Source organism: Sanguibacter sp. TS_SC_8 (assembly GCF_055361235.1).
Genome location: NZ_CM143955.1, coordinates 317,890 through 344,199, shown reverse-complemented (window position 1 = coordinate 344,199; position 26,310 = coordinate 317,890). Strand labels below are relative to the sequence as shown.

The 26,310-nt window shown below is 71.8% G+C and carries 31 protein-coding genes, 1 pseudogene and 1 riboswitch; of the genes and pseudogenes, 15 read left to right on the top strand and 17 right to left on the bottom strand.

The genetic code is table 11. The features are described 5' to 3' along the window. Positions 1-227 precede the first annotated feature (227 nt). Positions 228-1,220: pseudogene (locus ACWA15_RS01520) on the top strand (RNA polymerase sigma factor); the annotation flags it as partial. Here the strand turns inward: ACWA15_RS01520 and yccX are convergent. The 7 genes from yccX to ACWA15_RS01485 are packed head-to-tail and all read right to left on the bottom strand — an operon-like array spanning position 1,208 to position 4,145. Beyond that, positions 1,208-1,528, bottom strand: coding sequence for an acylphosphatase (gene yccX, locus ACWA15_RS01515; protein ID WP_464057572.1), 321 nt, complete (start codon positions 1,526-1,528; stop codon positions 1,208-1,210). The pseudogene ACWA15_RS01520 and the gene yccX overlap by 13 nt on opposite strands. Before the next feature lie 46 nt (positions 1,529-1,574). Then, complete coding sequence (locus tag ACWA15_RS01510; protein WP_464057570.1) at positions 1,575-2,135, bottom strand: Asp23/Gls24 family envelope stress response protein; 561 nt, start codon at positions 2,133-2,135, stop codon at positions 1,575-1,577. An 8-nt stretch (positions 2,136-2,143) separates the two neighbouring features. Further along, positions 2,144-2,677: a DUF6286 domain-containing protein gene (locus ACWA15_RS01505; protein WP_464059366.1), complete on the bottom strand. Its 534-nt coding sequence runs from the start codon at positions 2,675-2,677 to the stop codon at positions 2,144-2,146. A gap of 5 nt (positions 2,678-2,682) precedes the next feature. Further along, the gene (locus tag ACWA15_RS01500) at positions 2,683-3,099 is read right to left on the bottom strand and encodes an Asp23/Gls24 family envelope stress response protein (RefSeq protein ID WP_464057568.1); all 417 of its coding nucleotides are present in this window, start codon (positions 3,097-3,099) and stop codon (positions 2,683-2,685) included. Next, entirely contained in the window at positions 3,096-3,284 is a 189-nt protein-coding gene (locus tag ACWA15_RS01495) for a hypothetical protein (protein WP_464057566.1), read from the bottom strand. Before ACWA15_RS01495 ends, ACWA15_RS01500 begins: the two co-directional genes overlap by 4 nt. Positions 3,285-3,327: 43 nt before the next feature. Then, positions 3,328-3,684, bottom strand: a complete 357-nt coding sequence (locus tag ACWA15_RS01490) for a hypothetical protein (RefSeq protein ID WP_464057564.1) — start codon at positions 3,682-3,684, stop codon at positions 3,328-3,330. Further along, entirely contained in the window at positions 3,681-4,145 is a 465-nt protein-coding gene (locus ACWA15_RS01485) for an Asp23/Gls24 family envelope stress response protein (protein WP_464057562.1), read from the bottom strand. Before ACWA15_RS01485 ends, ACWA15_RS01490 begins: the two co-directional genes overlap by 4 nt. A gap of 143 nt (positions 4,146-4,288) precedes the next feature. Between ACWA15_RS01485 and ACWA15_RS01480 the strand changes: the two genes are divergently transcribed. Beyond that, on the top strand, positions 4,289-4,852 hold the full coding sequence (locus ACWA15_RS01480; RefSeq protein WP_464057560.1) for an RNA polymerase sigma factor: 564 nt from the start codon (positions 4,289-4,291) through the stop codon (positions 4,850-4,852). Between the two features lie 19 nt (positions 4,853-4,871). Here the strand turns inward: ACWA15_RS01480 and ACWA15_RS01475 are convergent, their stop codons facing one another. After that, positions 4,872-5,807 carry a Gfo/Idh/MocA family protein gene (locus ACWA15_RS01475; RefSeq protein WP_464057558.1) on the bottom strand — a complete coding sequence of 312 codons (936 nt, stop codon included), beginning with the start codon at positions 5,805-5,807 and terminating at the stop codon, positions 4,872-4,874. A gap of 339 nt (positions 5,808-6,146) precedes the next feature. Between ACWA15_RS01475 and ACWA15_RS01470 the strand changes: the two genes are divergently transcribed. The 4 genes from ACWA15_RS01470 (at position 6,147) to ACWA15_RS01455 (ending at position 10,273) form a co-directional block, all read left to right on the top strand. Then, complete coding sequence (locus ACWA15_RS01470) at positions 6,147-8,126, top strand: immunoglobulin domain-containing protein (protein WP_464057557.1); 1,980 nt, start codon at positions 6,147-6,149, stop codon at positions 8,124-8,126. Between the two features lie 150 nt (positions 8,127-8,276). Continuing rightward, positions 8,277-8,651: a MerR family transcriptional regulator gene (locus tag ACWA15_RS01465; RefSeq protein WP_464057555.1), complete on the top strand. Its 375-nt coding sequence runs from the start codon at positions 8,277-8,279 to the stop codon at positions 8,649-8,651. Between the two features lie 29 nt (positions 8,652-8,680). After that, entirely contained in the window at positions 8,681-9,700 is a 1,020-nt protein-coding gene (locus tag ACWA15_RS01460; RefSeq protein WP_464057554.1) for an aldo/keto reductase, read from the top strand. Positions 9,701-9,829: 129 nt separating this feature from the next. Continuing rightward, complete coding sequence (locus ACWA15_RS01455; protein ID WP_464057553.1) at positions 9,830-10,273, top strand: DoxX family protein; 444 nt, start codon at positions 9,830-9,832, stop codon at positions 10,271-10,273. Positions 10,274-10,348: 75 nt separating this feature from the next. Here ACWA15_RS01455 and ACWA15_RS01450 read toward each other — a convergent pair whose 3' ends face one another. The 3 genes from ACWA15_RS01450 to ACWA15_RS01440 form a co-directional block, all read right to left on the bottom strand. Beyond that, positions 10,349-11,584 (bottom strand): ABC transporter ATP-binding protein, encoded by a 1,236-nt coding sequence (locus tag ACWA15_RS01450; protein WP_464057552.1) that lies wholly within the window; start codon positions 11,582-11,584, stop codon positions 10,349-10,351. After that, complete coding sequence (locus ACWA15_RS01445) at positions 11,584-13,203, bottom strand: ABC transporter permease (protein ID WP_464059364.1); 1,620 nt, start codon at positions 13,201-13,203, stop codon at positions 11,584-11,586. Before ACWA15_RS01445 ends, ACWA15_RS01450 begins: the two co-directional genes overlap by 1 nt. A gap of 297 nt (positions 13,204-13,500) precedes the next feature. Next, a complete protein-coding gene (locus ACWA15_RS01440; protein WP_464057551.1) occupies positions 13,501-14,586 on the bottom strand; it encodes a thiamine ABC transporter substrate-binding protein in 1,086 nt (361 codons plus the stop codon). 51 nt (positions 14,587-14,637) lie between these two features. After that, positions 14,638-14,742, bottom strand: a riboswitch (TPP riboswitch). Positions 14,743-14,837: 95 nt separating this feature from the next. Between ACWA15_RS01440 and ACWA15_RS01435 the strand changes: the two genes are divergently transcribed. From ACWA15_RS01435 to ACWA15_RS01415, 5 genes are all read left to right on the top strand, one after another. Further along, the gene (locus ACWA15_RS01435; RefSeq protein WP_464057549.1) at positions 14,838-15,101 is read left to right on the top strand and encodes a DUF4235 domain-containing protein; all 264 of its coding nucleotides are present in this window, start codon (positions 14,838-14,840) and stop codon (positions 15,099-15,101) included. A gap of 169 nt (positions 15,102-15,270) precedes the next feature. Then, on the top strand, positions 15,271-15,642 hold the full coding sequence (locus ACWA15_RS01430) for a YbaB/EbfC family nucleoid-associated protein (RefSeq protein WP_464057547.1): 372 nt from the start codon (positions 15,271-15,273) through the stop codon (positions 15,640-15,642). Beyond that, on the top strand, positions 15,639-16,028 hold the full coding sequence (locus tag ACWA15_RS01425; protein ID WP_464057546.1) for a type VII secretion target: 390 nt from the start codon (positions 15,639-15,641) through the stop codon (positions 16,026-16,028). Before ACWA15_RS01430 ends, ACWA15_RS01425 begins: the two co-directional genes overlap by 4 nt. Then, positions 16,025-16,915, top strand: a complete 891-nt coding sequence (locus ACWA15_RS01420; RefSeq protein WP_464057544.1) for a WXG100 family type VII secretion target — start codon at positions 16,025-16,027, stop codon at positions 16,913-16,915. The genes ACWA15_RS01425 and ACWA15_RS01420 overlap by 4 nt, the downstream gene beginning before the upstream one ends. Continuing rightward, positions 16,912-17,322, top strand: coding sequence for a YbaB/EbfC family nucleoid-associated protein (locus tag ACWA15_RS01415; protein ID WP_464057542.1), 411 nt, complete (start codon positions 16,912-16,914; stop codon positions 17,320-17,322). The genes ACWA15_RS01420 and ACWA15_RS01415 overlap by 4 nt, the downstream gene beginning before the upstream one ends. Before the next feature lie 38 nt (positions 17,323-17,360). Here ACWA15_RS01415 and ACWA15_RS01410 read toward each other — a convergent pair whose 3' ends face one another. Next, complete coding sequence (locus tag ACWA15_RS01410) at positions 17,361-17,975, bottom strand: hypothetical protein (RefSeq protein WP_464057540.1); 615 nt, start codon at positions 17,973-17,975, stop codon at positions 17,361-17,363. Positions 17,976-18,084: 109 nt separating this feature from the next. Continuing rightward, positions 18,085-18,942 (bottom strand): VOC family protein, encoded by an 858-nt coding sequence (locus ACWA15_RS01405; RefSeq protein ID WP_464059362.1) that lies wholly within the window; start codon positions 18,940-18,942, stop codon positions 18,085-18,087. A 367-nt stretch (positions 18,943-19,309) separates the two neighbouring features. Here ACWA15_RS01405 and ACWA15_RS01400 point away from each other — a divergent pair, with 367 nt between their 5' ends. Next, on the top strand, positions 19,310-20,341 hold the full coding sequence (locus ACWA15_RS01400; RefSeq protein WP_464057538.1) for a PfkB family carbohydrate kinase: 1,032 nt from the start codon (positions 19,310-19,312) through the stop codon (positions 20,339-20,341). Positions 20,342-20,381: 40 nt separating this feature from the next. Then, positions 20,382-21,146: a 5'/3'-nucleotidase SurE gene (gene surE, locus ACWA15_RS01395; RefSeq protein ID WP_464057537.1), complete on the top strand. Its 765-nt coding sequence runs from the start codon at positions 20,382-20,384 to the stop codon at positions 21,144-21,146. 58 nt (positions 21,147-21,204) lie between these two features. Here surE and ACWA15_RS01390 read toward each other — a convergent pair whose 3' ends face one another. The 4 genes from ACWA15_RS01390 to ACWA15_RS01375 form a co-directional block, all read right to left on the bottom strand. Next, on the bottom strand, positions 21,205-22,989 hold the full coding sequence (locus tag ACWA15_RS01390; RefSeq protein WP_464057535.1) for an alpha/beta hydrolase: 1,785 nt from the start codon (positions 22,987-22,989) through the stop codon (positions 21,205-21,207). 73 nt (positions 22,990-23,062) lie between these two features. Then, a complete protein-coding gene (locus ACWA15_RS01385; protein ID WP_464057533.1) occupies positions 23,063-23,215 on the bottom strand; it encodes a hypothetical protein in 153 nt (50 codons plus the stop codon). Then, positions 23,205-23,918: a DsbA family oxidoreductase gene (locus ACWA15_RS01380; RefSeq protein WP_464057531.1), complete on the bottom strand. Its 714-nt coding sequence runs from the start codon at positions 23,916-23,918 to the stop codon at positions 23,205-23,207. Before ACWA15_RS01380 ends, ACWA15_RS01385 begins: the two co-directional genes overlap by 11 nt. 99 nt (positions 23,919-24,017) lie before the next feature. After that, on the bottom strand, positions 24,018-24,809 hold the full coding sequence (locus ACWA15_RS01375) for a DUF2510 domain-containing protein (RefSeq protein WP_464057529.1): 792 nt from the start codon (positions 24,807-24,809) through the stop codon (positions 24,018-24,020). A gap of 199 nt (positions 24,810-25,008) precedes the next feature. On the opposite strand from ACWA15_RS01375, the gene ACWA15_RS01370 reads away from it, so the two are divergent. Both ACWA15_RS01370 and ACWA15_RS01365 read left to right on the top strand, forming a co-directional pair. Further along, positions 25,009-25,632, top strand: coding sequence for an AIM24 family protein (locus ACWA15_RS01370; protein ID WP_464057528.1), 624 nt, complete (start codon positions 25,009-25,011; stop codon positions 25,630-25,632). A gap of 1 nt (position 25,633) precedes the next feature. After that, on the top strand, positions 25,634-26,302 hold the full coding sequence (locus ACWA15_RS01365; RefSeq protein ID WP_464057526.1) for an AIM24 family protein: 669 nt from the start codon (positions 25,634-25,636) through the stop codon (positions 26,300-26,302). Positions 26,303-26,310: the final 8 nt, after the last annotated feature.

The window sequence follows — 26,310 nt, the reverse complement described above, 5'->3', positions numbered from 1 at the left end:
CAGGGAGGCAGTCGACAACCCCGGATACACTGTACCCAGCGGCGTAGCCCGAATTTCGACGGAGGGTTCTGCGTCCGACTCATCGGTTCGGCATCCACTGGTTCGTCAGGGCCCATTATCCCTGGTGGTAGACGCGCGCACGATTACGTTGGCCCAGATCGGCCAGCACACCAGAGGGGCACGTTTCGATGACCACCACGCACACGCTCACGACCGAGACCACACCGGCGGAGGCCACCCCGGACGAGGAATCGTTCCTCCTCTCCCAGGACGACGAGGACGCTCCCGCGCCCGTCGTCCTCTCAGCGGGTGCGACCAACGACCCGGTCAAGGACTACCTCAAGCTCATCGGACGGGTCGGCCTGCTCTCCGCCGACCAGGAGGTCGACATCGCCCGGCGGATCGAGGCCGGGCTCCTCGCCCAGCACTACCTCTCCGGCGCACCGAGCCACAAGCGGATCTCCAAGCGCGAGCTCGACCTGCTCGCCGCGGACGGGCTCGCCGCGAAGCGGCACCTCATCGAGGCCAACCTGCGCCTGGTCGTCTCGATCGCGAAGAAGTACACCGGTCGCGGGCTGCAGTTCCTCGACCTCATCCAGGAGGGCAACACCGGCCTCATCCGCGCGGTCGAGAAGTTCGACTACGCCAAGGGGTTCAAGTTCTCCACCTACGCCACCTGGTGGATCCGCCAGGCGATCACCCGCGGGATGGCCGACCAGTCCCGGACCATCCGGATCCCGGTGCACATGGTCGAGGTCATCAACAAGCTCGCCCGGATGCAGCGTCAGATGCTCCAGGACCTGGGCCGCGAACCCACCCCCGAGGAGCTCGCCGAGGCGCTCGACCTCACCCCGGAGAAGGTCGTCGAGGTGCAGAAGTACAGCCGCGAGCCGATCTCTCTGGAGACCCCGCTCGGCGAGGACGGCGGCAGCAGCTTCGGCGACCTCATCGAGGACTCCGAGGCGGTCTCCCCGCTCACCGCGGTGAGCTTCACCCTCCTGCAGGACCAGCTCCTGAAGGTCCTCGACACCCTGTCCGAGCGCGAGTCCGGGGTGGTCTCGATGCGGTTCGGCCTCGTCGACGGCCAGCCCAAGACCCTCGAGCAGGTCGGCGTGACCTTCGGCGTCACGCGGGAGCGAATCCGTCAGATCGAGGCCAAGACCATGTCGAAGCTGCGTCACCCCAGCCGGTCCCAGGCCCTGCGCGACTACCTCGACTGACCGCCGGGGCGTTCGTCGGGGCGACGGTCGGGCCTGCCGTCCGGTGCCACCTCGAAGTCGGCGGCGCCCTGTGGCTCGCGGTCACTGACGAGCACCTGGCGCACCCGCGCGTGCGCGGGTCCGTCCTCGAGCCACGTCAGGAGCTGCCCGACGACGTCCGGGTCACCCTCGGCCTCCACCTCGACGCTGCCGTCGGTCAGGTTGCGCACGAACCCGGCCAGGCCCAGCCGCCGGGCCTCCCGGTAGGTGGAGTACCGGAACCCGACGCCCTGGACGGTCCCGGCCACGACGGCGCGCACGCGGATCATCTGACCATCGTCGTCGCGTCGTGGCACCCGATCAAGGGTGGTCTCGTCAGCTGAGGTTTCGGCTGGTGTTCCGGCCCGGGCGGAGCTGGATGACCACGGGCAGGTCCGGATCGTCCAGGGCCTGGCGCAGGTGCGGGACGACCTGGGTCTCCAGCTGGCTGCGGATCTCGGCGACGTCTGCCCGCCGGGTCAGGTCCACGACCAGATCGAACCGAGGTCCACCGCGATCGCGGAGGCGACCGGAGGCGCTCACCACCCCGAGCAGGCCCTCGACCTCTCCGGACAGCGCACGCGTGATCGCCGAGGCGTCCAGGGTCGTGATCCCGTCTCGCGAGTTGTCGGTGAGGTCCACCTCCCGCAGGTGGTCGGTGCGCATCTGGAGCAGCAGCCACTTCAGTCCCACCAGAGCGATCAGGAGCGACACCACCGCCAGCGCGGGCCAGAACCACCACGAGTCCGCGGCCAGGTCCCGCAGCGACTCGGGAAAGACCTCGTCGGCCGCGGTGTCGGAGCCGAAGCCGCCAAAGCTCGCCACGAGCCCGACGGCGCCACAGGCGACCAGGACCAGACCCACCACCGTCAGGCCGGCGCGGTTGGCGGAACTCACCTGAGGACTCATCGCTTCTCCCTGGAGGTGACGCGGACCCTGGTCGACAGCGTGTCGGCCAGCCCGAGGTCGGTCAGCTGGTCGGCGACCGCGGTCTCGATCCCGGCCTGCAGGTCCTGGGGAGCCCGTGTGCTGCTGGTCGCATCGATGGTGGCGCGGCGTCGGGACACCGTCGCCTGGGCCGAGGCGACGCCGTCAGACTCGCGGGCGACCTGGGCCAGAGCGTGCTCCATGCCACGCCTCGAGACGGTGACCGTGACTGCCGCGGGTCCGTCGGGGTGGGAGGCCAGGGTGAAGGCGGCGGGTCGGCCGCGCTTGAGGGCGAGCACGAGCAGCCCGAGGCCGACCAGCACCGCCACGACGAGGATCGCGCGGATCGTGGTGGACTCCCACGTCTCCAGGAACTGGTCCGTCCAGTCAGGGGGCAGCAGCCAGGGATCCCGCTCCAGCAGTGCCAGCACGATCTCAATCGCGCCGAGGAGGCCGCCCAGCAACAGGACCAGGGCCAGCAGGACCGACCCGGCGCGGCGCAGCAGTGTCATCTCGATCACCGGACCCGGGCCTGGTGGGAGGTGTCAGGGGGGAGGTCGACCACGTCGATGTCGACGTGGTCGACCGTGACCTGGGTGATCTCGGCGAGGTCAGCACGGATGCGGATGCGGACCTGCTCGGCGACCGCCCGCACCGAGGCAGGCCACCGGACCCCGATCGTCGCGTGCACGGTGGCGATGCCTCCATGCACCTGGGCTCGGACCTTCGCCTCGTCGTCAGTGTCGCGCTGACCCATGGAGACACCGAGCACCTTGCGCGGGGCGGCGATCGCATCGGGCACCCAGGTGACCGCGTACCCCGCCACCCGCTGAACGACACGGTCGGAGATGTGCAGCTGCCCGCGTGTCTCAGGTTCACCGTCCGTCTCAGGAGCTCTGTGGCCGCTCGGCTGCACTCCGCTCACGGTGCTCATCTCGATGAGCCGCGGCCGCGGCCGCCCAGATACTGGGTCAGATCGATCTCACCTGCAGAGACCTTCCCGACGAAGAAGCCGATGGCACCCAGCAGCGCGGTTCCGACGAACGCGTCGAATCCTCCGATGACCCAGGCCAGACCGAGCAGCAGTCCGGTGAACAAACCGACGATGGTCGGTGACATGGCAACCTCCAGAAGAGCTCGTGGGACCGTGCGAAGGCGGGGCTCAACGCTCGAGCCCGTGGTGGACGTGGGCAGACCCGACCGCGGTGGCTGGTTGGATGTCCGCGACATGCACGTCGACAGGGCGACCGAGTGCGTAGGGGGCGACGGCCCTGCGGACCTGAGCGTCCAGCTCCATCACCGGGACACCCATCACGCCCACCACAGCGATCCGTATCGCGTGGTCGTCCACGTGCACTCCCGACACCAGACGCCCAGGCAGATACGTGGCCACCGGCCGATGCCCGCCAGGGTGCAGCGCCACGACCGCAGGACACCGGAGAACTGCCGCGGCGATGAGGTCGGCGGGCTCGATGGTGAGGGCATCGGCCGAGGGGTCGGACGCGGATGACGCGGTCACTGGACTCGCGCCTCCGGCTGGTTGTCGTCATCGCTGGGGAGGTGGATGTCGTTGACCGAGATGTTGACCTCGGTGACCTCCAGCCCGGTCATCCCTTCGACCGCCGAGATGACGTTGCGGCGCACGGCCCGGGCGAGGTCGGAGATGGACACGCCGTACTCGGTGACGAGGTCGAGGTCGACCGCCGCCTGCGTCTCGCCGACCTCGACGGACACGCCCTGGCTGGCGGACTGCTGGGCGCCGGGGATCCGCTCGCGGAGCGTGCCGATCGCCCGCGCTGCGCCCCCGCCGAGCGCATGCACCCCGGACACCTCGCGGGCGGCGAGGCCGGCGATCTTCTGCACCACACCGTTGGCGATCGAGGTGCGGCCCTGCGCGGTCTGGAGCGGTTCGTGGTTCGACGTCTTCGCCAGGCTCGAGGTGGTGCTGGGAACGGGGCTGGAAGAAATGGGTGTGCTCACGGTGGATCGTCTCCTTGAACAGTGGTCTGCGGGCCGCCCACCGCGCCGGTTCTCCGGCGTCGGTCGATGATGGTGACCAACGCCTAGTTAGACACCGCTGACTGCGAAGGGTTACACCCACATGCTGTTCGACCGGGTCCGTCATGAACGCCATCGGTTCAACGCCGTCTGAGGACTCCGGTCGGCACAGTGCGCTGGTCGCTCAAGCCCGCGTCGGTGACGACGACGCGTTCGAGACGCTCGTCCGTCTCCATCAGGATGTCGCCTACCGGGTCGCGCTGCGCATGACGGGCAGTCCGCAAGACGCCCAAGACGTCGTCCAGGATGCTCTGCTGGCCGCGTGGCGAAGCCTTCCCGCCTTCCGCGGCGACTCGATGTTCGGCACGTGGCTCGTGCGCATCGTCATCAACCGGTGTCACAACCTCAGCCGATCCGGGCATCCGACCCAGCCCCTGAGAGACGAAGAACCCGATACCCGCGGTCCGGCGACCGAGACCGTGGTCGTCAACCAGCACCACCACGACGCGGCCGTCCGAGCGGTGATGGGCCTGCCGTTCGACCAGCGTGCGGCCATGGTCCTCCACACCTTCAGCGGTCACACCTACGCGCAGGTGGGTGACATCCTGGGCATCAGCGAGAGCGCGGCGAAGGTACGCGTGCACCGCGCCCGCCGCGCCCTGGTCGCCCGACTCCAGGAGTGGAGGTGACCGCAGCTCAGGTCCGCGCTCAGATCCGGCGCAGCTGCTCCACCACGTCCTCGCACAGCTGGTGCGTGCGGACGGCGTCGGCGGCGTCGAGCACCCGGCCCGCGGACACCGCGTCGACGAAGGCGCCCACCGCGCCGGCGAACCCACGCTGCACGGCGACCGGCACCCACTCCTGACGGTGGCGGACCGTCGTCGTGCCGCCGGAGGAGTGCGAGACCTCGGCAAGGTCGCGCACCCGGGCGCGGCGGCCGGGGGCGAAGACGTCGAGCTCCTCGGTGGTCGCCCCGCTGTCGCGGTCCATGAACCCGGTGGCGCGCCGCGCGCCGTCGCGCAGGACGACGTGGATGCGGCGCAGCTGGCCGTGCTCGCGGCGTGCGCTGACGTCCACGCCGTCGGCGCCCTCGGCCCCGAGGAAGCGCAGGGTGTCCAGGACGTGGATGAAGTCGTCGAAGACGAGGGACCTGTCGTCGTCGGTGCGCCCGGCCGCGACCTCGGAGACGCGCGGGGAGGGGGCGGCGTAGCGGTGCTTGCCGAGGACGATCGTGTCGCGGTCCGCCCACGTGGCCAGGGCTGCGTACTCGGGGGCGAAGCGGCGGTTGAACCCGACGGCGAGGCTCACCCCGGCGCTGCGCGCCGCCTCGGCGAGGCGGGCGGCTCCCCCGGCGGAGTCGTCGATCGGCTTGTCGACGTAGACGTGCACCCCGGCGGCGATGAGCTCGTCGAGGATCTCGGCGTGCGCCACGGTCGCCGCGTGCACGAACGCGACGTCAAGGCCGGCCGCGACCGCCTCGGTGACCGAGGCGAAGGCGCCCTCGATCCGGTGCGCGCGAGCGACGTCGTCGCGCACCTGGGCGGAACGGGTGACGAGCACGGGGGTCAGTCGGGGGTCCGCGCAGAGCACGGGCAGGTAGGCCTTGCGGGCGATGTCGCCCACGCCGATGATCGCGGCACGCACGGGGTCGGTCCTCCTCCGCGCCGGGGTGGGACGGTCGGCGCTGCGAGGGACCCTACGCCACGACGACATCAAATCGTCAAACATATCCCTTGACCAGCGCTGATCTGACGATTAGCGGCGACTTTTGTCCCTAGCGCGAGACTTGTCTGGGGTGTAGATTGCAGCCCGCCGAACTTCCCACCTCCTGAGCGACCCTCGCGGATCCTGGTTTCTTTCGGCACAACCACCCCCCGGCTGTCCTGGCGACAGCACTCGAGAGGACAGTCCTTGATCTCCCTTCCTTGGAGGGGCGCCCGCAGAAGCGCCCCCACCTCTTCGCTCACCAGGGGGATCGCGGCCGTGCTGGCCGCCGGTCTCGCCGCCAGCTTCGCCGTCGTCGTCGTCGCGTCTCCGGCCTCGGCCGTGACGGGCTCGTACACGAGCGGCAGCTTCACCGTCGGGGACAGCGGTCCCTCCAACCCCAACCCGGTGACCGTCACGGTCCCCGCGGGTCTGGGGTCCCTGGAGTCCCTGTCGCTGACCCTCATCAGTCCGGAGCACGCCCACGACTCCGACATGAACTTCGATCTGCGCTCACCTTCTGGCGTCGTGGTGCGGATCGGGTGCCAGGACGGCCGGACGGCCTTCAGCAACACCCAGACCTGCCAGCCCCTCACGCCGTTCTACGGCACGGACCCGGCCGGGACCTGGCAGCTGTTCCCGAACGACAGCGTCGCGGCCAACGACGACTTCTACACGAACTACGGCGGCTTCACGCTGACGCTCGTGGCCGGCACCGCGCCGGCGATCACCGCGTCTCCGGAGAACGTCACGACCCAGTCGGGCACACCGACCACTCTGACCTCCACCGCCACGGGTGACCCTGCCCCCACAGTCCAGTGGCAGGTCGACTCCGGTGCCGGGTTCGTCGACCTGCCCGGTGCGTCGACCAGCGAGGACTACACCTTCACCCCGGCGTTCGCCGACTCCGGCAACCGCTACCAGGCGGTGTACACGAACGCGTCAGGCTTTGACACGTCGGAAGCCGCGACCGTCACGGTCTTCGCACTCGCGCCGTCGATCACCCTGGACCCGAGCGACACCACGGTCGACTCGGGCACCACGGCGGAGTTCTTCTCCGACGCCACCGGCGACCCGGTCCCCACCATTCAGTGGGAGCGCGCAGCGCCGGGGACCAGCACCTACCTCCCCGTGCCCGGAGCGACCGCGAAGACCCTCACGTTGACTGCCGTTGCGTTTGCTGACGACGGAGCCCAGTACCGCGCCGTCTACACCAACATCGACGGTACGGCCGTCACCGAATCGGCGACCCTCTCCGTCGACCTCCTTGCCCCGACGGTGACCCAGAACCCCGCCGACGCCACAGTGGCCAGCGGCGACGACGTGACCTTCGAGGCCGATGCCGACTCCGAGGTGCCCCAGACGGTGCAGTGGCAGCGGGCGGCCCCCGACGAGCCGTTCACCGACATCCCGGGGGAGACCAGCACGACGCTGACCTTCGCCACCTCGTTCGCGCAGAACGGTGACACCTTCCGGGCCGTCTTCACCAACCCGGCCGGCGCCAGCGCGACCACTGCCGCGACCCTGACGGTCGCGCCCGAGTGGTCCCAGGTGGCCACTGACCCGACCGACGTGACCGTGGTCGAGGGTGAGTCCGCCAGCTTCTCCGCCGACGCGACCGGCGACCCGACCCCCACCATCCAGTGGCGTCTGAGCACCGACGGTGGGGTGACCTTCACCGACATCGAGGGCGCCACCGACCTCACGTACTCGTTCACCGCCTCCGCGGGCGACGACGGCAACCAGTACCTCGCCGTCTTCGACAATGCCGGCGGGACGGACATCACGAGCGCCGCGACCCTCACGGTCAACATCGTTCCGGTCGTGACACAGTCCCCCGCTGCGCAGACCGTCGCGGTGAACACCCAGGCCACGTTCACCTCCGCGGCCACGGGGCGACCCGCCCCCTCCGTCCGGTGGCAGGTGAGCACCGATGCTGGTGCGACCTACTCGGACATCGCCGGGGCGACCGGCCCGAGCCTCTCGGTCCTCGCCGAGGCGAGCACCAACGGCAACCTCTACCGGGCGATCTACACCAACGCCGGCGGGATCGGCGTCACGTCGGCGGCCACGCTGGCGGTGCTGGTGCCCGCACCGGCGGTCGCCACCCCGGCCCCGCTCGCGGTGACAGCCACGAGCCCGGCCCCGCTCGCGGTGACCGGTGCGGACAGCTGGATCCTGGCGCTGGCGGCAGCGCTGATGGTCGCAGCGGGCGCTGCGGTCGTCATGACCCGTCGCCGGATGCGCACCACCTCGTAGTACCGACGCACCGACGCATCGCATGAGCAGCCCCCTGGTGATCCAGGGGGCTGCTCGTGCGTGGGGACGCCCTCGATCCGCCGTCCGACCTGACGGAAAGACGGTCACCGGCGAGCGACTTCGAGGCAACTCACGGTGTTGAATGGGCCGATGAGCCTGACGACCGCCCAAGCCGCCGCGCAGACCGGGCTGACCGTGCACACGCTGCGCTACTACGAACGCGACGGGCTGCTCCTGCGGGACGTGGACCGCTCCGCCACCGGGCACCGCCGCTACACCGACGACGACATCGCCTGGATCGTGCTGCTCACCCGGCTGCGCGCTACCGGCATGCCGATCCGTGAGGTCAGCCGGTACGCCGAGCTGGTGCGCGCGGGGACCGGCAACGAGCAGGAACGCCTGGACCTCCTGCAGTCCCACCGCAAGAACGTGCTCGCCCAGCTCGCCGAGGTGACCGCGCACCTGGGGGCGATCGACCGGAAGATCGGGATCTACGCCGACCGGATCGAGAACCCCTTGACCTAGAGCGCGCTCGAAGGAGTTGGCTGAGTCCCATGACACGTACCGATGCCCCACGACCCACCCACCTTCACACCCGGACCCTCGGCACCTCCTCCCCGCTCACCGTCTCCACCCTGGGCCTGGGCTGCATGGGGATGTCGGAGTTCTACGGCACCGGCGACGAGGCCAGCGCGGTCGCCACCATCCACCGCGCGCTCGATCTCGGCGTCACCTTCCTCGACACGGCCGACATGTACGGGCCCTTCACCAACGAGCGGCTCGTCGGGTCCGCGATCGCAGGTCGCCGCGGGGAGGTCCAGCTCGCCACGAAGTTCGGCAACGAGCGCCTCCCCGACGGCACCCGCGTGGGCATCAACGGCCGTCCCGAGTACGTCCGCGCGGCGTGCGACGCCTCGCTCGCCCGGCTCGGCGTCGACCACATCGACCTCTACTACCAGCACCGGGTCGACCCGGACGTGCCGATCGAGGACACCGTCGGGGCGATGGCCGAGCTGGTGGCGGCCGGCAAGGTCCGTCACCTCGGCCTCTCGGAGGCCTCCCCCGAGACGATTCGCCGGGCGCACGCCACGCACCCGATCACCGCTCTGCAGACGGAGTACTCGCTCTTCACCCGGGACGTCGAGGACACGATCCTGCCGGTGCTGCGCGAGCTCGGCATCGGTCTGGTCCCCTACTCCCCGCTCGGTCGCGGGATCCTCACCGGCTCGCTCACCGCGACGTCCCTCGAACCGGGCGACTCCCGCCTGACGGCCTACTTCCCGCGGTTCCACGGCGCCGCGCTCGAGGCGAACCTCGCGCTCGTGGGGCGGGTGGGCGAGCTAGCCGCAGCGAAGTCGGTGACATCCGGGCAGCTCGCGCTGGCCTGGGTGCTCGCCCAGGGCGACGACGTCGTCCCGATCCCGGGGACCAAGCAGGTGCGCTACCTGGAGGAGAACGTCGGCGCCGCAGCCCTCACCCTCACTCCCGCCGACCTGGCCGCGCTCGAGCAGGCCGTCCCCCGCGGCGCCGTCGCCGGCGCCCGCTACGGTGACATGTCCTCGATCAACACCTGACCGCCCACCCCGGGGCCCGCCCACCCACCCACTGCCGCTGCTGCCGCTGAGCGCACGATCTTGTCCGCGACACGCGCACTTTCGTACACTCAGCGGGCTGCGGCGGCCTGGACGGGCGACGATGGGGGCATGTCTGCAGACCGCACCGCCATCACCCCGCCCTCCTCAGCGCCCCGGACGGTCGGGCGGCTCGCGCTCGGCGCCTTCCTCGTCTTCGCCGGGATCACCCACCTGACGGTCGCCCGCACGGAGTTCCTGGCTCAGGTGCCCCGTTGGGTCCCGATCAACGCGGACACCGTGGTCCTCGTCTCGGGGGTCATGGAGATCTCCCTCGGTGGTGCGCTGCTCGTGCTCCCGGGGCGGCGGGTCCAGGTCGGTTGGCTCGTCGCGGCGTTCTTCGTGGCGATCTTCCCCGGCAACATCTCCCAGCTCGTGACACACACCGACGCCTTCGGCCTCGACTCCGACCGGGCGCGCGCCGTCCGGCTGCTCTTCCAGCCGCTGCTCGTGGTGTGGGCCCTCTGGTCGACCGGCGCCTGGGCCGCCCACAAGGCCCACCAGACGCGCCCCTAGCACCCACCCCCATCCCCCCGCTGAGTGCTGGGTCTTACGGCGACACGCCGGGCGTGTCGCCGTATCTTCCAGCACTCAGCGGGCTGGGGCGGCGGGATGGGCGGGGACGAAGACCGGCGTCTGCTCGGCGACGGCCAGCCTCACCGGGGTTCCCGGCGTCCACGGGGCCGGGGCGTGGGCGACCGCGACGCAGCGCTGGACGCCGTCGCCCAGGTCGGCGTCGACGACCACCTCGGTGTACCCGCGGCGGAAGGCCGAGCTCACCACGACCCCGGTGAAGTCGCGGACGGGCGCCGCATCGTCCGCTCCGGCAGGTATCGAATCCGCCCCGGCGCTCCTGCCCGACGGCGCACTCTCGCCTCCCGCGCCGGCGTCGCCGCCCGCCTCGTCGACCGACGCGACCAGCCCCTGCGGCCCGATGGCGAGCCACCCGCCGTCGGCCGGGATGAACGCCTGGTACCCGAGGAACTCCGCGACCTCACGGCTCGCCGGGGCGGCCCACAGCCGGGACGGTTCGTCGACCTGCAGCAGCCGCCCCCCAGACATGACGGCGACCCGGTCGGCGACCGTGAACGCCTCGTCGTGGTCGTGCGTGACGAACAGCGCCGTCGTCCCGGTGGCGACGAGCGCGGCGCGCAGGTCACCCGCAAGGCGCTCGCGCAGCGCACGGTCGAGGGCCGAGAGCGGCTCGTCGAGGAGCAGCAGCTGCGGCTGCGGGGCCAGCGCCCGCGCGAGCGCGACCCGTTGCCGCTCCCCACCCGACATGGTCGCTACCGACCGGTCCTCGCTCCCCGGGAGCCCGACGACGTCGAGCAGCTCGGCCACGCGGGCGCGCCGGGCTGCCTTGGGCACGCCGTGCATACGCAGCCCGTACTCGACGTTGCCGGCGACGTTGCGGTGGGCGAAGAGCTGACCGTCCTGGAACATCAGGCCGAAGCCGCGCAGGTGCACCGGCACGTGCCCGACGTCGGCGCCGTCCCACAGCACCCGCCCGCCGGCCACCGGCTCGAGGCCGGCGACGGCGCGCAGCAGACTCGACTTGCCGCACCCGGACGGCCCGAGCAGCGCCACGACCTCCCCGGGCGCGATGGTGAGGGTGACGTGGTCGACCGCTGTCACGGCCCCGGCCGACTCGCGGCGGCGGGTCTGCGTGGCCGGGTAGGTCACCACGACGTCGTCGATCCGCAGCCCGGCGACACGTTCTTGCCCGCGGTCCTGCCCAGCCGCCGCGTCCTGCGCGGGGCGGGCACCGGCGTCGGGCAGCGAGGAGCCTGCGCCGGGAACTGCGGCGACGTGATCGATGGCAACCATCAGAACTCTCCTGTTCGTTCTCCGCGCAGCCGCTCCGCGAGGAGCATGACGGTCGCGGTGATGAGGGCGAGGACGACCGAGGCCGCGAGCGCCATGCCGTAGTTCTCGGCGCCCGGACGGCCGATGAGGCGGAAGATGACGATCGGCAGGGTCGCGGTCTCGGGGCGGGCGAGGAAGGACGTCGCGCCGAACTCCCCGAGGGAGACGGCGAAGGCGAAGCCGATGGCCAGGCCGAGGGAGCGGGCGGCGATCGGCCAGTCGACCGTGGCGAGCACCTTCCTGGGCGGCGCGCCGAGGGTGGCGGCGGCCTCGCGCTGGCGCGGGTCGATGGCGCGCAGCACCGGCAGCACCGTGCGGACCACGAGCGGCGTCGCGACAACCGCCTGCGCGATCGGCACGAGCAGCCCGGAGGTGCGCAGGTCGATGTCCAGCCCGAGCGGCTTGTCCAAGGTGATGAGGAAGCCGAACCCGACGGTCACCGCGGACACCCCGAGCGGCAGCATGAAGACGGAGTCCATGGCCGAGATCGCGCGGCGGGCGCGCGGTGCGCGCGGGCGCCGGCTCACCACGAGCGCGACGAGGCCGCCGACGACGAGCGCGATCGCGGTCGCCCCGGCCGCGGTCCGCAGCGACGTGGCCGCCGCTTCCCACACGGTCACGGTGAGCGCGTTCCGGCCTCCGGTGGTCCCGAGCGCCGCGTAGTTCCCCAGCCCCCAGCCCGACGGCGTGCGCAGCGACTTCGCGACGAGGTTGGCCAGCGGCCAGACGAGCAGCACCCCCACCACGACGACGGTCACCGCGGTCGGCAGCGCGTCGGCGCCGAGGCGACCACGGGGTCCGCGCAGCCGCAGCGGGTGGGTGGACCGGGTGGTCGCGGAGAGGTTGAGCGCGTGCTCGCGGCGCGAGCGCGCCCGGGAGGCCACCCACAGTGCGATCGAGACGATGACGAGCTGGGCGACGGAGAGCACCGCGGCGGTGCGCAGGTCGAGGAACTGCACGGTCTGCATCCAGATCTCGGTCTCGATCGTCCCGTACCGCTGCCCGCCCAGGACGAGGACCACCCCGAAGGCCGTCGCACAGAAGAGGAACACCACGGCCGCGGCGGAGGCGATCGCCGGGGCGAGCGCCGGCAGGGTCACCGTCCGGAACGCCCGGGCCGGTGAGGCACCGAGCGCCCGGGCGGCCTGCTCGGCCCGCGGGTCCAGGTGCTCCCACAGCCCCCCGACCGTGCGCACCACGACGGAGTAGTTGAAGAAGACGAGCGCCGCGATGATCGCCGCGAACGTCCCGTCCCACCCGAGCCACCCCAGCGGCCCCGACTCGCTCAGCAGCGCCCGAAACGCCACCCCCACGACCACGGTCGGCAGCACGAACGGCACCGTCACCAGCGCCCGAACCACCCCCTGCCCCCGGAACGAGCACCGGTACAGCACATAGGCCCCCGGCACCCCCAACCCCACAGACAGCACCGTCCCCAGCACCCCCTGCCCCACCGTCAACCCCACGATCCGCCACGTCCGCCGCTCCGAGAACACCTCAGCAAACCCGCTCAGATCGAGCGTCCCGTCCACCCAGAACCCGCGCCCCACCAGCGAAGACACCGGCCACACGAAGAACATCGCGAGGAAGGCGACCGGCACCGCAACGGCAACCGCCCAGGCAACGACCCGCCCCCAGGTACGCGATGGCGAAGCCGAGCCCGTACGCGACGGCGAAGCCGAGCCCCCCGTAAGCGATGCCGCAGGCGAGCCCACCCCAGCCCACTCCCCACTCCCCCGAGGTGAGCCTTCTACGAAGGGAGGAGGCGGGGCGCCCGTCCCGGTGTGGTGGGCGTCAAGGCGCGACGAAGGAGCGCCCGGGCAGGACGGGCGCCCCGCCTCCTCCCGCCCGACCCCAACCACAGGCAAACCCACAAGCTACCCAATCACCGAAGCAGTCCAGTCCTTGATCCACGAGTCCCGGTTCTCAGAGATCAAGGCAGCATCCACCGCAATAGGCGCCTCAGGCACCGGCGCGAACGAAGCCCACTCAGCCGGCACCGCCACATCCGGGTTCACCGGGTACATGTACATCGCCCCCGGCACCTCAGCCTGGAACGTCTCCCCCAGCAGGAAGTCGATGAACTCCTGCGCACCGTCCGGGTTCGACCCGTTGGCCAGCACCCCCGCGTACTCCACCTGCCGGAAGCACGTCCCCAGCAGCGCCGCCGTCGTGGTGGAGGCCCCGTCCTCGCTCACCGTGAACGCCGGGGAGGAGGCGTAGGACAGCACGATCGGTCGGGCGCCCTCCCCTCCGCCACCGGTGAAGTCGGTGTAGTACGCGTCCTCCCAGCCTTCGACGACCTTGAGGCCGTTGTCGGTGAGCTGGGTCCAGTAATCGAGGTACCCGTCTTCGCCGAACTCCCCGATGGTGGCGAAGAGGAAGGACAGCCCCGGGCTCGAGGTGGCCGGGTTGGTCACGACCGTGAGGTCCTTGTAGGCCGGCGTCGTGAGGTCTGCCAGGGTCGCGGGCACGGTCACGCCGTTGTCGGCGAACCATGCGGTGTCGATGTTCAGGCAGACGTCGCCGTAGTCGATCGGGGTGAGTGACCCTTCGTCGACGAGGAGGTCGCTCGCGGAGTCGGGCAGCGCCGGGGAGGTGTAGGGCGTGAAGACACCTGCGTCGACGGCGCGGGAGGCGAAGGAGTTGTCGATCCCGAAGGCGACGTCTCCGAGCGGTGCGTCGGTCGTGAGCACGAGCTTGTTGGCGAGCGCCCCGCCGTCCCCGGTCGTGATGAGGTTGAGGGTGAGCCCGCTCTCCTGCTCGAAGGCCGCCTTGGCCTCGTCGCTGATGGAGAAGGAGTCGTGGACGACGACGTCGAGCGTCGTGGGCGCCCCGTCCGACCCGTCCGCTTTGGCCGCGTCGGGGTCTTCGGCGCAGGCGCCGAGGGTGAGAGCCAGCCCGCCCGCGAGGGCGGTGGCGGTGAGACGGGTGAAACGGCGTCGTGCATGGATGGTGTTCATCGTGCTGCGTCCTCCTGGACTGTTCGCCACAGAAGGGGTACCACGCTGGGCGTGGCGAGATTCCCGACTCCCTACACCGGTGCTAACCGGATCAGGTTCGAGGGTCTGCGGTAGTCCGCACTCTCAGCGCTGAATCGCGCTCCCCTGTCGTTCTCGACGAGTTTACCTCCGCTGGGTGGTGTGCGGGGCCGCGCTGTGCCGACTAGCGTTAGGTGATCAGGGAAGACAGTGATCAAACCTTCGGAGGAACCGTGGCACAGGACCAGTCGATGTCCGTCAAGTTCGCAGCGCTCGTCGTGTCGGTCGGCGCCGGGTGGCTGGCTCAGAGGGCCGTCACAGCCCTGTGGACCAAGGCCACCGGACACAACCCGGCATCCGTGGACGACGACGACGCCACGATGGTCAGCATCGTCACCTTCGCCGCAGTCACCGGCGCGACGGCGGCCCTCACCCGGGTCCTCGCCGCGCGCGGGACCGCGCGGGTCGCGAACCGGATGGCTGACCGCAAGGCCTGACCGCCCGCGCCACCAGAGCGCCCCCACCGGACCGCCGCAGCGCGGGTCTGGTGGGGGCGCTCTCCGCTGCGCACCACGTCCCACCTCGCGGGGGACTTCTCCCCATCTTTTTCCCGGCCGACATTGGGTACTCTCTGGTGCGGAATTCATGCAGGCGGAGGGTGGGGGCGTGACCGAGGAAGATCTCGCGGACCAGGTCCAGGACGCTCTGGCGACCGCCCACCGGCACGCCGCACGGGCGCGCCGCGCGGCCGTGGAGATCGCCGAGCTGCGCGGGTCGGGGCATTCTCGCGGGGGCGAGGTCACCGCGCTCGTGGACCACCGCGGGCTGGTCCAGGACGTGACGCTCAGCGCTGCGGCGATGCGGTTGGACGCCTCGGGGCTCCGCGCTGCCGTGCTCGCGAGCATCGCTGACGCGGGCGCACACCTGCGGGTCCAGGCCGCCGAGGCGACCGAGGGGCTGAGCATCGACCCGCGCCCGTTGGCGGACCAGACCGAGCTCTTCGACCTCGCCGACCGCCTGCTGCGCGGCGCCCGGTGAGCGACGTCTTTGTCGACCTGGGTGCGCTGCGCGCGCACCGCGACACCGTCCGCGGGCTGGTCGCGAGCCTCGACGCGGCGGTCCTGGCGATCTCCCGGGTCACCGAGCCCAGCGGGGCGTACGGAGTCCTGTGCTCACCGCTCCTGGCGCTCCCCCTGCACCTCGTGCAGACCGACGCGAGCGACGGCGTCACCCGGATGCGCGACCTCATGGACGCCACGGCCGACAACCTGGAGACCACGGCGGCGACCTACGAGAGGACCGACACCGACATCGAGACCGCCCTGCGTCGCACCGGAGCAGGCACCGGCGCGGGCGCCGGCGCCGATGTTGGCATCGGCCCTAGTGCGGGCGCGGGCCCGGGCGCGGGCTGGGCGGCGCGGTGACCGACCTGGTGGCCACCCCGCCGACCGTCACGATGCAGGCGGGCCTGCGGGTCCTCGACTTCGGGATCGCGGCCGGCGCGGCCGCGCGCAACGGCGACTGGATCGGGGCGAGCCTGGCCGGGGTCGGCGCGGGGGTCGAGGCCGCCGCGTTCATCACCGACCCGATCGGCGAGCTGCTCGCCAGCGGCGCCGCGTTCCTCATGGAGCACCTCGACCCCCTGCCGGCCATGCTCGACTCCATCGCCGGCAGCCCGGGTGAGATCGACGCCTTCGCCCGGACCTGGACCGCGGTCGCCGACCAGCTCGAGACCGTCGCGGACAGCTACGCGACCGCCCAGCGCAGCGCGGCCGGTGACTGGTCGGGGGCGACGGCCCTGCAGTACCAGTGCTTCGGGGACACCTTCGCCGAGTCGCTGCGCGGGACGGCGGCGTCGTGCGACGGGACGGCCTCGGCCCTCGCCGTGGCCAGCGGGATCGTCGCGGCGGTGCGCTCCGTCGTCCGCGACCTCATCGCCGACCTGGTGGCCAAGCTCATCAAGTGGGTGGCGCAGATCGCCTGCACGGCCGGGCTGGGGGCCACCTGGGTGATCCCGGACGCGTGCGCCGCGGTGGCCGAGTGGGTCCTCCACATCAGCCGGTGGTTGCAGGACCTGGTCGCCTCGATCGGTCGCCTCGGCAAGCTGGTCACCGAGGTGGGCGGGGGCCTCAAGGGGATGTCGGGGGCCGTCGACGACGTCGTGCTGCGCTTCCGCACGAAGCCCGTGCTGGCCGACGTCGGGCTGGCGACGTGGTCGTCGGGCTCCGCGGTCCCTGCCTCGCTCAACACCTTCGGCGTCGGCGCGAACGCGATCAACCAGCGGGAACAGGCTGAAGGGAACCGCCCATGATCTCCGAGAAGGCTCAGCAGACGGCGGCCGCGCAGATCGACGCGTGGGTCGCCCAGGCCCAGCACAAGGCCCGCTCCGCCCGGTCCCTGCAGGCCTGCGTCGAGGCGCTCGAGGTGACCCGGCGGTCGCCGAGAGGTGAGGTGCGCGTCGTCGTCGACCATGCCGGGCTGCTGCGGGACATCGAGTTCTCCGACGACGCGCTGGACCTCGCGCCCACGGACCTGTCCCGGCTCATCATGGTCACCGTCCGCGAGGCCCGCGCCCAGCTGCGCGAGGCCGCCACCCAGGTGGCCGCCGAGCACGGCGGGTCGGACGACTCCCTCGCGCGCTCGCTCACCACGGAGTACCGGACGATCTTCGCCGCCGACGGCGCCCCGCCCGAGGACGAGGCCGGTCGGCGGGCCTGAGCCTCGGGTCGCCGATCAGGCGGCTCAGGTTCGTCGGGTCAGCGGTATGGGTGCTTGACGAGCTCGCCGGCGATGAACCGTTCGTAGGTGGTGAAGAACCGCGCGGTCTGCTGCTCCTGGATGAGGGCGGGGTTCTCGAGCACCCAGTCGAGCAGGACCGGCAGGAGCACGTCCGCCTCCGCCTCGTTCTGGGAGGACACGACGGCGCGCCCGTCGGGGCGGTAGACGGTGATGGTCGGCGGGAGGCGTCGGTCGTCGAAGCGTGCCTCGTTGGTGCTCGGGGTGACCGAGATGCGCCGGCACCCCTGCCGGGTGACCGAGACCGCCCGCCGGAGGCCGCGCGCCCGGGTGATGCGGCTCCAGCCGACGGCAAGCCGGCTGCGCACCATCGAGACGAGGATGGCGAGGGCACCGACCGAGAAGGCGATCGTGACCACCCACTGGAAGGTCACCGAGCTGCCGTTGCCGGCGAAGACCTCGGGGTCATCCAGCGCTCGCTTCGCCAGCAGGAGCGGGCCGAGGAGGATCGGCCCGAACAGCAGGAAGCTGAGGAACGGGAGCCGGAGCACCCTGCGGCGCACGTGCGGCGGGGGGGTGACCACGGGCTGCGCACCGAAAGGCTGCACCTGGGCCTTGCGCAGCGCGTCGTCCATCCGCCCAGACTAGCGGCGCGGGAGGTCCCACCCACCGGACGTCCGGCGGCGGGGCGGCCGGGCGTGAAGCGGGGCCGGGCGTCCGGCCGGGCGCCCGGCGCCGCGTGGGTCAGGCCGCGGAGACGGAGATGCGGTTCCGCCACGGGTCGGCGAAGGTCAGCGCAGCGCCGTCGTGCGCGGAGGCGATCTGGTGGTGGGTGAGGCGGTCCGCGAGGGCCGTGACGTCGTCGGGCGTGGGGACGACGATGGAGACCTCGCCGAGGCCGAGGGTGACCGCGCGTGGTCCGGCGCCCATGGACGCCCACGTGTTCATCGCCATGTGGTGGTGGTAGCCGCCGGCCGAGATGAACAGCGCGCTGGGCATTTCCACGGTGACCTCGAAGCCGACCGTGTCGACGTAGAAGCTGCGCGCCTGCGCGACGTCGCCCACCTGGAGGTGGACGTGCCCGACGACGGCGTTCTCGGCTTCCGGCGTCGCCGCCGCTGTCTCGGTGAGGTGCTCGCTGATGAAGGCGTTCGGGTCGAGGGCGAGGGTGTCCATCGCGACCCGGCCGCCGGACCAGGTCCACTGGTCGCGCGGGCGGTCGACGTAGAGCTCGATGCCGTTGCCCTCGGGGTCGTCGAGGTAGAAGGCTTCGGAGACGAGGTGGTCGGCGCTGCCGGTGTAGAGCTGGGGGGCGACCTCGGCGACGCGCAGGACCGTCGCGGCGAGCGCGGCACGGCTGTCGAAGAGGATGGCCGTGTGGAAGAGGCCGGCCGAGCCGCGCGCCGAGCGCGGCAGGTCCGGGGCGTGGCGCAGCACGATGAGCGGGACGGTGCCGCGGCCCAGGGTGACGACGCCGGCGCGGCGGTCGGCGGCCGCGGAGTCCGCTCCGGGGCCCTGGTCGATGACCTCGAGCGCGATGGCCCGGGTGTAGAAGTCGACCATGGCGTCGATGTCCTGGACGTAGAGGGTCACGGCGTCCATCGAGGTGCTCGCGGCCAGCAGGTCACCGGGGGCGAGCACGTGGTCGGGGGTGGTCGGCGTGCGCGTGGCGGCTGCCGGGTTGATCATGTCGCGGCTCATCGTGCTCTCCTTCGGTGCGGAACAACTAGTTGACCATTCATTAGTTGAACTGTCAACTACCGCCCCGCCCCGCCCCCAACCCACCCCCACCCTCCGCTGAGTGCTGGGTTCTACACGCCTCCGTCGGCGTGTCGCGTGTAACGACCCAGCACTCAGCGGGAACGGGGGCGGGGCGGGGCGGGGCGGGGCGGGGCGGGGCGGGGCGGGGCGGGAGCGAGGCGGGCGGGGTCGGCGGGTGGAGGGGGCGCGGGCGTTCTAGGCTCGGGGGGTGGAGGACGGCTCCGTCGAGCAGCCGCGGGTGTGCGTGCTCGCGCCGATGCCGCTGCTGACCGTGACGATCGAACCCGCGGCGGCGCCCGGCCCCGCCGCGGCGGTGGCCCACGCGCCGGACCCCACGGCTGGCGTCGCGCCCGAGCCCTCGGCCGGGCCCTCGCCCGGCCACCCGCCCGACCACCCCGAGATCCACGTCCACGCCGGCGGCCAGGGACTGTGGATCGCTCGGATGGCCGCCGCCCTGGGCGCCGCCGTCACGGTCTGCGGCCCCTTCGGCGGGGAGAGCGGGGACGTCATCGCGCACCTGGCCCGCGGGGAGCACCTCACGCTGCGGACCAGTTCGGCGCACGGGAACGGCACCTACATCCACGACCGCCGCGCGGGGGAGCGCCGGGAGGTGGCTGTCATGGCAGCGCAGGCGCTCAACCGGCACGAGCAGGACGACCTCTACGGCACGGTGCTCACCGAGGCCCTCGACGCCGACGTGTGCATCCTCACCGGCGCCGGCGCCGCCACGGGTCTGCCGGCGGCGTTCTTCCACCGCCTCGCGGCTGACCTGCGCACCGCCGGCTGCCTCATCGTCGCCGACCTCTCCGGTGACCAGGCCCGCGCGGTCGCCGACGTCGGCGGGGCCGTCATGAAGCTGAGCCACACCGAGCTCGTCGAGGCCGGCTACGCCGCCTCGGACACCTTCCCCGCGATCCGCACCGGGGCGCAGACCCTGCTCGACGCCGGCGCCCGCGCCGTCGTCATCTCCCGCGCGGCCGAGGCCTCCCTGCTGGCCATCCCCGGCGCCCACCTCGAGGTCATCACCCCCCGGGTGCGGACCGTGGACCACCGCGGCGCGGGCGACTCGATGACCGCCGGGATCGCCGTCGCCCTGGCCCGTGGCGCCTCGATGCACGACGCCGTGCGGCTCGGCTCCGCCGCCGGCGCGCTCAACGCGACGCGCCGCGGCCTCGGCACCGGCCGCCGCGACGCGATCGAGCGCCTCGCCCAGCACGTCCTCGTGCGCCAGATCCAGTGACCACCCGCCCCGTACCCGCCCACCACCACCGAGGATCACCATGCGTGCACTCATCACCAACGACGACGGCATCGAGTCCTTCGGCCTGACCGTGCTCGCCGGCGTCGCCCGCGACGCGGGCTTCGAGGTCACGGTCGCCGCCCCGGCACGGGAGTCCTCCGGCGCGGGCGCGTCGCTGATCAGCGCCGAGCGCGACGGTCGGCTCATCTTCTCCGAGGTCAGCCCCCCGGGCCTGCCCGACGACGTGCCCTCCTTCGCGGTCAAGGCCACCCCGGCGTACATCACCTTCGTCGCCTCCCACGACGGGTTCGGCCCCCGACCCGACATCGTGCTCTCGGGCATCAACCGCGGCGCGAACACCGGCAACGCGATCCTGCACTCCGGGACCGTGGGGGCGGTCCTGTCGGCGATGGCCCACGGGATCCGCGGGATCGCGGTCTCCCTCGACTCCCCCGACCCGGTGCACTGGGAGACCGCCGCTGCGGTCACCGCCCGGGCCGTCACCTGGGTGGCGACCCTCCCGGACGTCGCACCGGGGTGGGTCACCGGGGTGCTCAACCTCAACGTGCCCGACTGCGCGCTGGAGGACCTGCGCGGGCTGCGCCGGGCGACCCTGGCCACCTTCGGCCAGGTCCAGGGCACGATGTACCAGCTCGACAAGGGCAAGGTGAAGCTGCAGTACGAGGCGGTCGAGGGCGCCGAAGGCCCGGGCACGGACGCGGCGCTGCTGCGCGCCGGCTGGGCGACCGCGACCTTCGTGCGGGCACCGTGCTACGACCCGGAACTGTCGATGCCCGAGTTCTGAGGGGCCGGCGTTCTGAGGGCGGGGCGTTCTGAGGGGCCGGCGTCCCGAGCCGGCCCGGTCAGCCCTCCTCGTGCTCGGCGACCCAGTCGCGCAGCCGTGCGGAGTCCTCAGGCGTCCAGCCGTCGGGTTCGAGGATCGCCGCCCACGCGTCGATGGTGCCCAGCGCGTAGTTGTGGCCGTAGCCGTCGGGCATGTCGATCGAGAACACCATGTCCACCGTGACCTGCCAGAACGTCACGAAGGGGAACCATCGCATCTCGTGGTTCACGGTCGGTGAGAGCTCTTCGGTGAGCCAGTCCGGCTGGCGCAGCAGCAGGTCGGGGGACCACCACACGATCGGGTCGGTCGCGTGCTGGAGGTAGACCACGCGCCGCTCCTCCCACACGCCCAGCCCCTCCAGTCCCTCGAGGTCCGCTGTGGTGTCGGCGAAGCGCACGTGCTCGCCGTCCTCGACCACGGGGAGGCGCTCGCTCGACCCGGCGTCGCGCCTCTGCGTGATGCGGCCCCACGGCTCGGCGAAGTTCGGGGTGCCGATCCACAGCGCCCCGTCGCTGCGGGCGACCATGTCGTCCGCGCCGCTGAACGCCGACTGGCCCCCGTAGGAGCCGAGACTCTCCCCGAACACGACGAGCCGGGGCCGGTCGTCCTCGGGGAGCTCGGACCAGACGTCGTACACGGCGTCGAAGAGCTCGCGCCCGGCCAGCTGGGGGGTCTCGCGGTCGGCGATGAAGGCGAGCGGGCTGGGCAGGTAGGAGTACTGCATGCCCGCGACGGCGGTGTCGCCGTTGTAGAGGTACTCCAGCGCCATCGTCGTGGACTCGTTCACCCAGCCGCTGCCGGTGCTCGTGGACACGGCGAGGACCGCGCGGTCGAAGGCGCCGGTGCGCTCGAGCTCGGCGACGACGACCGCGGCGATGTCGTGGATCTCGGTGGCCGAGCCGAGGCCCGCGTAGGCGCGGATCGGGGTGAGCGCCGGTTCGCCGCTGAACGCCTCGAGCTCGGCCGCGGTGGGCCCGTCGGAGACGAAGACGCGACCGTTGCGGCCCAGGTCAGCCCACTCGACGGGCGAGGCGGGCGATCCCGAGCGTTCCGCGGCATCGGGCGGGGTCACTCCGGCGACCTCGGCGCGGTCGGTCGAGGCGGCCAGGTTCCCACCGACCGCGAGCACCCCGGCCAGCACGCCGTCCTGGACGAGGATCAGGGTGAGCGTGAGCGCCAATCCCGCGCCGATGATCTTGGCGGGCAGCGCCGGGACGAAGCGGGACCCGAAGCGGGCGATGCGCTTGCCCACCCAGATGACCAGCCGTCCGGCGCCGACGAGGGCGAGAGCCACCCCGGCGGCCAGCGGGACGATGAGCACCCACAGCCAACCGCTGTCCGCGGGCATGTGGACGAGCTCGCGGGTGATGGTCTGCCACCGGCCACCCAGGATCAAGAAGGTGGGGACCTCGACCACCGTCAGGGCCGCCAGCGCGACCCAGCCCCAGCGGCGGCTGCGCTCCGACCAGTCCGGGGAGAAGCCCAGCCGGCGCAGCCCCGCGGCCACGCTCACCCCGACGCCGTAGCCGAGCGCCACGCAGATCCCGGTCGCGACGGCCTGCAGGTACCACGGCCGGGGCAGCAGCGACGGGGTCATCGACCAGGTGAAGAACACCACCGCGAACCAGGCGCCGACGCCGTGCAGCGACCACCACCGCGGGATCCGGGGCACCGGCGGCAGGGCCGGGTCGTGGACCAGCCGGGACCACCAGGGAGTCGGGGTCGGCGTCGGCGTCGCGGTGCCGGTCGCCGGAGGGATGTCCGTCGCGGCGGGCGGGACGGACTCGACGGTCTCGTTGCTCACACGCAGAGCCTAGAGGGTCGAGGTCAGCGCGCGCCGGTGGTCGTGCAGATGGTCGTGCCGACGACGCAGCCGGTCACGGCGTGGCGGGTCCGGGCGGTAGGGCGCACACCCCGTCGACGCAGGCACCGGCGTCGTCGGCCCCGACCATGACGAACGGCGGCGCCACGACCGGCGTTACCACCGCGGACGGCGCAGCGGCCGCCTCGGCGGCCCGCTCAGCGGGCACCGGGGACCGCCTCGGGTGCGGCGTCGTCGCGAGCCGGTGCCGCGGCGTCGGCCACGACCTGCTCGAGGACCTGCAGGAACGCCGCCGGCTCCTGCGCACCGGAGACGCCGTAGCGGGAGTCGACGACGAAGAACGGGACGCCCTGGATGCCGTAGGCGATCGCCTGGGCGATGTCGGCCTCGACGTCGCCGGCGAACTCGCCGCTCTCGAGGGCGTGGCGGGTCTCGTCCCGGTCCAGGCCGATCTCGGCGGCGAGGTCGACGAGCTCGTCGACGCGGCCCACGTGCTTACCCTCCTCGAAGTACGCCCCGAGCAGGCGTTCCTTCATGTCGAGCTGGCGCCCCTGCGACTTCGCGAAGTGCAGCAGCTCGTGCGCCTTGAGCGTCTTGGTGTGCTGGAGCGCAGCAAAGTCGTAGTGCAGCCCGACCGTCTCGGCGATCTCGGTGACCTGGGTGAGCATCTGCTGCACGCGCTCGGGCGGCAGGCCCTTGTGCTTGGCGAGGAAGTCGATCTCGGAGCCTTCGAAGTCCACCGGGGTGTCCGGGGCCAGCTCGAAGGAGTGGTATTCGACCTCGACCGTGGCATCGGCGCCGGTGGCCTCGAACTGGGCCAGCGCCTCCTCGAAGCGGCGCTTGCCGATGTAGCACCACGGGCAGGCGATGTCGGACCAGATGTCGACCTTGATGTTCTTGGTTTCGTTCACGCCGGTGCTAACCACGCGTCACGCCCGAGCATTCCGGGGGTGACGCGTGGCGTCGGCTGGTGCTGATTGGTGCCGACTGGTGCTGGCGGCGTCGGGCGGTCAGAACTCGCCGTACTCGACGTACAGCTCGCTCGCGGGGTCGACCGTGAGGTGGAGCGTGATGGACGTCTCGGAGCCGTCGCCCCAGATCGCGTCGCCCTCGCAGGCCAGGACAAGGTTCCTGTCCGAGTCCTCGTCCGGGATGACGACCTTGCCGAAGTTGTTCGTCGACTCCGACAGGCCCGACGTCGAGATCACCTGGCTGGACGCGATGTCCGACGCGGACAGGGCGATGGCCTCGCTCGCGAGGTCGTCGCAGCCGAAGTCGGAGGGCAGGCCGAGGTCGCTGGCGTCGAGCCCGTTCTCGACGGAGTCGTCGCTCAGCGCCATGCCGATCCCCATGAACGCCACGACGCCCACCGCGGCGCCGGCGATGGCCAGCTTCACCCCGCGCGGGGTTCCGGTGGTCGGCTGGTCCGCGGTCGGGATCTGCTGGCCGCCGCCGAACTGGAAGCCGCCGGCCTGCTGCGCGGGCTGGCGGGTGGGCTGGGCAGGCTGGTAGGCCTGCTGGGCGGGCTGACCGTAGCCCGCCGCCTGACCCGGCTGCTCCTGAGCGGGGGACGTGCGGCCGGGGTGCTGGTAGGACAGGCCGGCGCCGTTCTGGCCCTGCTGGTTCCGGGCCTGCCCCTGCCAGCCCTGCTGCGGCGTCGGGCCCTGGGAAGCCCCCGCGGTGGACGCCGCGGGCGCCGCCTGCGCTGCCGGCCGAGTCTGCGTGGTCCAGTTCTCACCGTCGAAGTGACGCATCAGCTGCGGGTTCTGCGGGTCGGCATACCAGCCTGCGGGGGCGGCCATGGGGCTCCTTGTCTGATGCATCCCGATCGGTGTACTGCGCCGCGACGCGTGGGAAGTGCGCGATGAGGCCATGTGGAGCCTATGGGGACCTCTCCCCGTGACGCAACATCCCTCTCTCGTGCCATCATCGACCGACACCACACCACCTGCGGCGCGCGCATGGACGCGGGTATGGACGCGGGTAAACAGGAGGAGCTTCGTGGCACAGCTGAGGATGCAAGGTCACCGCGTGCTCGTGGCCGACCTGGCGAACGAGACGATCCGGGCGATCACCGGATCGATGATCGCCTACGACGGCCCCGTGACGTTCAAGAACGCCGGCATGGGCGGAGGGGACGGCTTCAAGGCCGCCTTCAAACGCAAGATGACCGGTGAGTCCCTCTCGCTCATGGAGGTGACCGGGAGCGGCACCGTGTACTTCGCCGTGGACGCCCAGGACATCACCATCCTCGACCTCACCAACGACACCATGCATGTCGAGGCCTCCCAGCTGCTGGCCCTCGTCGGGCAGCTGCGCACGGACGTGAAGTTCTCCGGGCTGCGCGGGGCGACGTCGGGGCAGGGGCTGTTCACCACGACCGTCACCGGGACCGGGACGATCGCGCTGCTCTCGGCCGGTGGGCCGATCATCGCCCTCGAGGTCTCCCCGCAGTACCCGCTCGTGGTCGACCCAGACGCGTTCGTCGCCTTCCACGGCCAGCTCAACCAGACCTTCGTCACCGACGTGACCTGGCGCTCGGCGATCGGCGGCGGGAACGGCGAGGCCTTCTCCCTGCGGTTCGACGGCCAGGGCCTCGTCTACATCCAGCCAGAGGAGCGCTGACATGGCCATGGAGCTCGAGAACTACAAGGTCCTCAAGACGACGATCCAGCCCGGGCAGCGCGTCTTCGCCCGCCAAGGGTCGATGCTCTACTACTCCGGCGACGTGACCTTCGCGCCGCACTCGATGGGCGGCGGCATGCCGGGCGCCGGGGCGATCGCCGGGGCAGCCGGGCGGATGATGCAGGGCGAGCACGTCTCCCTCATGGTCGCCGAAGGCTCCGGGACCGTGTACTTCGGTCGCAACGGCCTGTACGTCGAGGTCATCGAGCTGGACGGGACGAACGTGCTCACGGTCGAGGCGGACCGGATGCTCGCCTACGAGGGCAACCTGCAGACCTCGATCGTGTCGTTGTCCTCCCAGGGCGGTGTACGCGGGGCGGTCCGCGGCGCGGTCACCGGCCAGGGGATGTTCACCACCCAGGTCACCGGCTACGGCACGGTCGCGGTGCTCTCCCACGGCGGGGCGATCGCCCTGGCCGTGGGCGGGGCGAAGCCGCAGGTCGTCGTCGACCCGCAGGCCTATGTCGGCCACCTCGGCCAGATCACCGTGGACCTGTCTGCGCAGGTCGGCTTCCGGGACGTCGTCGGGCGTGGGTCGGGAGAAGCGATGCAGCTCAAGCTGAGCGGCCAGGGCACCGTCTGGGTGCAGGCATCCGAGCAGAAGTTCTAGGGGAGACG

Bases quoted from the DNA above. Each gene is read 5' to 3' on its own strand.
- yccX (WP_464057572.1), bottom strand. From the start codon at position 1,528: ATGATCCGCGTGCGCGCCGTCGTGGCCGGGACCGTCCAGGGCGTCGGG.
- ACWA15_RS01500 (WP_464057568.1), bottom strand. From the start codon at position 3,099: ATGAGCACCGTGAGCGGAGTGCAGCCGAGCGGCCACAGAGCTCCTGAG.
- ACWA15_RS01450 (WP_464057552.1), bottom strand. From the start codon at position 11,584: ATGGTTGCCATCGATCACGTCGCCGCAGTTCCCGGCGCAGGCTCCTCG.
- ACWA15_RS01405 (WP_464059362.1), bottom strand. From the start codon at position 18,942: ATGGACGCCGTGACCCTCTACGTCCAGGACATCGACGCCATGGTCGAC.
- ACWA15_RS01375 (WP_464057529.1), bottom strand. From the start codon at position 24,809: ATGGCCGCCCCCGCAGGCTGGTATGCCGACCCGCAGAACCCGCAGCTG.
- ACWA15_RS01410 (WP_464057540.1), bottom strand. From the start codon at position 17,975: ATGGACGACGCGCTGCGCAAGGCCCAGGTGCAGCCTTTCGGTGCGCAG.
- ACWA15_RS01445 (WP_464059364.1), bottom strand. From the start codon at position 13,203: ATGTTCTTCGTGTGGCCGGTGTCTTCGCTGGTGGGGCGCGGGTTCTGG.
- ACWA15_RS01460 (WP_464057554.1), top strand. From the start codon at position 8,681: ATGACACGTACCGATGCCCCACGACCCACCCACCTTCACACCCGGACC.
- ACWA15_RS01505 (WP_464059366.1), bottom strand. From the start codon at position 2,677: ATGACACTGCTGCGCCGCGCCGGGTCGGTCCTGCTGGCCCTGGTCCTG.
- ACWA15_RS01465 (WP_464057555.1), top strand. From the start codon at position 8,277: ATGAGCCTGACGACCGCCCAAGCCGCCGCGCAGACCGGGCTGACCGTG.
- ACWA15_RS01495 (WP_464057566.1), bottom strand. From the start codon at position 3,284: ATGTCACCGACCATCGTCGGTTTGTTCACCGGACTGCTGCTCGGTCTG.
- ACWA15_RS01480 (WP_464057560.1), top strand. From the start codon at position 4,289: ATGAACGCCATCGGTTCAACGCCGTCTGAGGACTCCGGTCGGCACAGT.
- ACWA15_RS01415 (WP_464057542.1), top strand. From the start codon at position 16,912: ATGATCTCCGAGAAGGCTCAGCAGACGGCGGCCGCGCAGATCGACGCG.
- ACWA15_RS01365 (WP_464057526.1), top strand. From the start codon at position 25,634: ATGGCCATGGAGCTCGAGAACTACAAGGTCCTCAAGACGACGATCCAG.
- surE (WP_464057537.1), top strand. From the start codon at position 20,382: ATGCGTGCACTCATCACCAACGACGACGGCATCGAGTCCTTCGGCCTG.
- ACWA15_RS01440 (WP_464057551.1), bottom strand. From the start codon at position 14,586: ATGAACACCATCCATGCACGACGCCGTTTCACCCGTCTCACCGCCACC.
- ACWA15_RS01455 (WP_464057553.1), top strand. From the start codon at position 9,830: ATGTCTGCAGACCGCACCGCCATCACCCCGCCCTCCTCAGCGCCCCGG.